This window comes from Sphingobacterium alimentarium, assembly GCF_004342685.1.
Taxonomy (GTDB): Bacteria; Bacteroidota; Bacteroidia; order Sphingobacteriales; family Sphingobacteriaceae; genus Sphingobacterium; species Sphingobacterium alimentarium.
The window spans coordinates 1-3,676 of record NZ_SMBZ01000088.1; the positions used below are offsets into that span (position 1 = coordinate 1).

The window sequence follows — 3,676 nt, forward strand, 5'->3', positions numbered from 1 at the left end:
TTGTCTTTGGTATTGTATATTTTTTCGGCATCGATACTAAAAAAGTTATTGATATCGCCTCTGTAGGAGGCTCTTTACCTTCATTTCACATCCCTGCTATTCCTTTTACTCTGGAAACATTGAAAATTATTTTCCCTTATGCCTTGGTAATGGCAGGGGTTGGATTGATTGAAAGTCTGTTAACGCTTAATATGGTTGATGAAATAACCAGCACAAAAGGACAATCTAACCGTGAGGCTGCCGCACAAGGTATAGCCAATATCACCAACGGTTTCTTCGGAGGAATGGGTGGATGTGCAATGGTTGCCCAGACTTTAGTTAATGTAGGAGCTGGAGGAAGAGCCAGACTTTCTTCAATAGTTGCAGCCATAGCAATCTTATTGATCATTCTTGTTGCTGGTCCTGTAATCGAGCAAATTCCAATGGCGGCATTAGTCGGGGTGATGATGATGGTAGCTATAGGTACATTTGAGTGGGTCAGCTTTCGAATTATTAATAAAATGCCTCGACACGATATTTTTATTGGCATGTTGGTAGCAGTTATAACCATAGTATTGCACAACTTAGCTTTAGCGGTTTTGATTGGTGTAGTCATTTCGGCTCTAGTATTTGCCTGGGAGAGTGCTAAAAGAATACGTGCAAGAAAATATGTAGATGAAGATGGTGTAAAGCATTACGAAATTTTTGGGCCGCTCTTCTTTGGTTCTACTGCCGCATTTATTGAAAAATTTGACGTACTAAATGACCCGAATGAAGTTGTAATTGATTTTAAGGAAAGTAAAGTAGTTGATATGTCTGCTATTGAAGCTTTAAATAAAATTACGGAGAAGTATCACAAGGAAGGTAAAAAACTACATTTACGTCATTTAAGCCAAGATTGCAGGCAATTACTTAAAAATGCAGAAACAGTTATTGATGTGAATATTATTGAAGATCCTACCTACAAAGTAATGACTAATAAATAGCATCGGAATACCCAAGTTTAATATTACAACTACAGCAATAATTTTAAAAAAAATTATTGCTGTTTAAATTTATTATCGTAATATTGCGATATATTTATTTTTATAAAACTGATGGGTGTCACAAAAACCGAAATTTTTACAGAACAGCAGAACCATTTAGCTAGTATTTTAAAGGCACTGGCTCATCCTGCTCGTATAGCTATACTGCAACATATCATTAAACAAAATGCCTGCATCTGTAATGATCTTGTAGAAGAATTGGGATTGGCACAAGCGACAATTTCACAACACTTGAAAGAGCTGAAAAATATTGGTATCATTAAAGGAAATATAGAAGGAACTAGTGTATGTTACTGTATTAATGAAACAGTCTGGAATGAGATTAAGAAGGAACTCAATAGCTTTTTTGTCGAGAATGTAAATAGTAAAGAATGCTGTTAAGCTTTTTTTTAACACCAAATCATCGTAACATTGCAATATAACATTTATTGAGTTAATATCAGAAATATGAAGCTATCAAAAATTAAAGAAATCCTGCCAACATTAGTAAATGTTGGATTTCAATTAGAAAACGGAACCTTAGTTCCAGAACATTTCCACGTTACCGAAGTGGGACAAATTACTAAAAACTTTATAGACTGTGGTGGCGTAATCCGTTCGGAAAAAGTTGTAAACTTCCAATTATGGAATGCAGACGATTTCGAGCACAAATTAAAGCCAGCTAAGCTATTAAACATCATCAAGCTATCCGAAGAAAAATTGGGCATAGAAGATGCGGAAATTGAAGTGGAATACCAAAGCGAAACGATTGGTAAGTATGATTTGGATTTCAACGGAGATACATTTGTACTGAAAAATAAAACAACAGCTTGTTTGGCTCAAGATGCCTGCGGTATTCCTTCCGAAAAAGTAAAGAAAAATTTGGCAGAACTGCCTGTAAATAATGCTAATGCTTGTACTCCAGGTGGCGGATGTTGTTAAAATTGAATTTTTATGTTTTCAAAAATCATTCATACAGATAATTCAAAGACAACAATCATAATCCGACTGATTGTTGGAGGTGTTTTTTTATCGGAGGGCATTCAAAAATTGCTGTTTCCTGCCATTCGTGGAGCGGGACGGTTTGAAAAAATTGGCTTGCCATCGCCTGAATTTTTTGGAAGTTTTGTAGGCATATTTGAAATCCTTTGCGGAGCGTTTATTTTGCTGGGGTTGCTTACAAGGTTAGCAAGTATTCCGCTCATCATCATTATGCTGGTTGCCATTGCCACGACCAAAACATCTATTTTGGCTAGCGAGGGTATTTGGGAATTGCTGCACGGCAGCCGTACGGATTGGGCGATGCTTTTGGGAAGTATGTTTTTGTTAATCAAAGGCGGAGGTAATTGGTCTATTGATAAAATCGTAATGAGAAATGGAGCGTGATATTCAAATAAAGGAAATTGCCAAACTCTTTCTAAAGCTCGGTTTTATTGGTTTTGGAGGTCCCGCGGCTCATATTGCTATGATGCAGCAGGAGGTAGTAGTGAAAAGAAAATGGATGAGCGAACAGCATTTTTTGGATTTGTTGGGAGCTACTAATCTCATTCCTGGCCCCAACAGTACAGAAATGGCGATACACATCGGCTATGACAAAGGCGGTTGGAAAGGATTAATCTTTGCAGGGTTATGCTTTATTTTACCTGCGGTTTTCATTACCGGGATATTTGCATGGTTGTATCAGCAATACGGACAATTGCCCGAAGTACAGCCCTTTATTTACGGTATCAAACCTGCAATCATCGCTATTATCATAGGAGCTGTTTTTCCATTAGCAAAGAAATCAGTAAAGTCCACATTCTTGGCGGTTGTAGGTATTCTTGTTTTGGTACTGTCATTATTCGGCATTAGTGAAATCTATTTGATGTTTGGAGCGGGATTGCTGGCAATGGCCTTGTATTACCTTCAGGATACAAAAAATACGCTCCAAAGTTTTATCCCGCTCGCATTCTTACAAATCGCACAAAGCCCCTTACTGTCTGAAACAAATACCAAATTATTTTGGATATTCCTGAAAATTGGTGCTATCCTCTACGGAAGCGGTTATGTTCTTTTCGCCTTTTTAGATACGGAATTAGTTGCAACGGGCTTACTCACCCGGCAGCAATTAATGGATGCTATTGCTGTTGGACAGTTTACCCCAGGTCCTGTTTTTTCTTCAGTTACGTTTATTGGCTATCAAATCAACGGACTATCCGGAGCAGTTATTTCTACGATTGCTATTTTTCTGCCGTCGTTTATTTTAGTAGCATTGCTAAATCCCTTGATGAAAAAAATGCGCCAATCTAAAGGACTGTCCATTTTTCTCGATGCGGTCAATGTGGCATCTGTTGCAATCATAGCCGCTATTTGTCTTACAATGGGCAAAGAAACTATTACTGATTGGCGGACGATATTAATTGCAATGATAAGTGCGATCGTAGTTTTCAAATTCAAAAAAATAAATAGTGCCTTTGTGGTTATTGGAGGAGCATTATTAGGGTATTTATTTAATCTTATCTAAAGTTATCTTAAACAAAATATTTAAACAATAAAAATTAGACAAAATGAAAATAGCATTATTCAGTGATATTCACTCCAATTTACCTGCATTAGAAGCATTTTTTGAAGATGTTGAAAAAAGAAAACCAGACAGTATTTATTGTTTGGGCGATTTGGTGGGCTATAATATT

The 3,676-nt window shown here is 36.9% G+C and carries 6 protein-coding genes; all 6 read left to right on the forward strand.

What is annotated here, in order from left to right; all coding sequences use genetic code 11:
* The coding region (locus EDC17_RS16550) for a SulP family inorganic anion transporter (protein ID WP_132779330.1) at positions 1–965 on the forward strand (965 nt) is incomplete at its 5' end.
* Between the two features lie 111 nt (positions 966–1,076).
* On the forward strand, positions 1,077–1,406 hold the full coding sequence (locus EDC17_RS16555; RefSeq protein ID WP_002978307.1) for an ArsR/SmtB family transcription factor: 330 nt from the start codon (positions 1,077–1,079) through the stop codon (positions 1,404–1,406).
* Between the two features lie 66 nt (positions 1,407–1,472).
* The gene (locus EDC17_RS16560) at positions 1,473–1,946 is read left to right on the forward strand and encodes a DUF6428 family protein (protein ID WP_002978305.1); all 474 of its coding nucleotides are present in this window, start codon (positions 1,473–1,475) and stop codon (positions 1,944–1,946) included.
* 12 nt (positions 1,947–1,958) lie between these two features.
* Positions 1,959–2,390 carry a DoxX family protein gene (locus EDC17_RS16565; RefSeq protein ID WP_002978304.1) on the forward strand — a complete coding sequence of 144 codons (432 nt, stop codon included), beginning with the start codon at positions 1,959–1,961 and terminating at the stop codon, positions 2,388–2,390.
* Positions 2,380–3,507, forward strand: coding sequence for a chromate efflux transporter (chrA, locus tag EDC17_RS16570; RefSeq protein ID WP_002978301.1), 1,128 nt, complete (start codon positions 2,380–2,382; stop codon positions 3,505–3,507). The genes EDC17_RS16565 and chrA overlap by 11 nt, the downstream gene beginning before the upstream one ends.
* A 43-nt stretch (positions 3,508–3,550) precedes the next feature.
* Positions 3,551–3,676 (forward strand): metallophosphoesterase family protein (locus tag EDC17_RS16575; protein ID WP_165894455.1); only part of this gene is annotated, 126 nt, incomplete at its 3' end.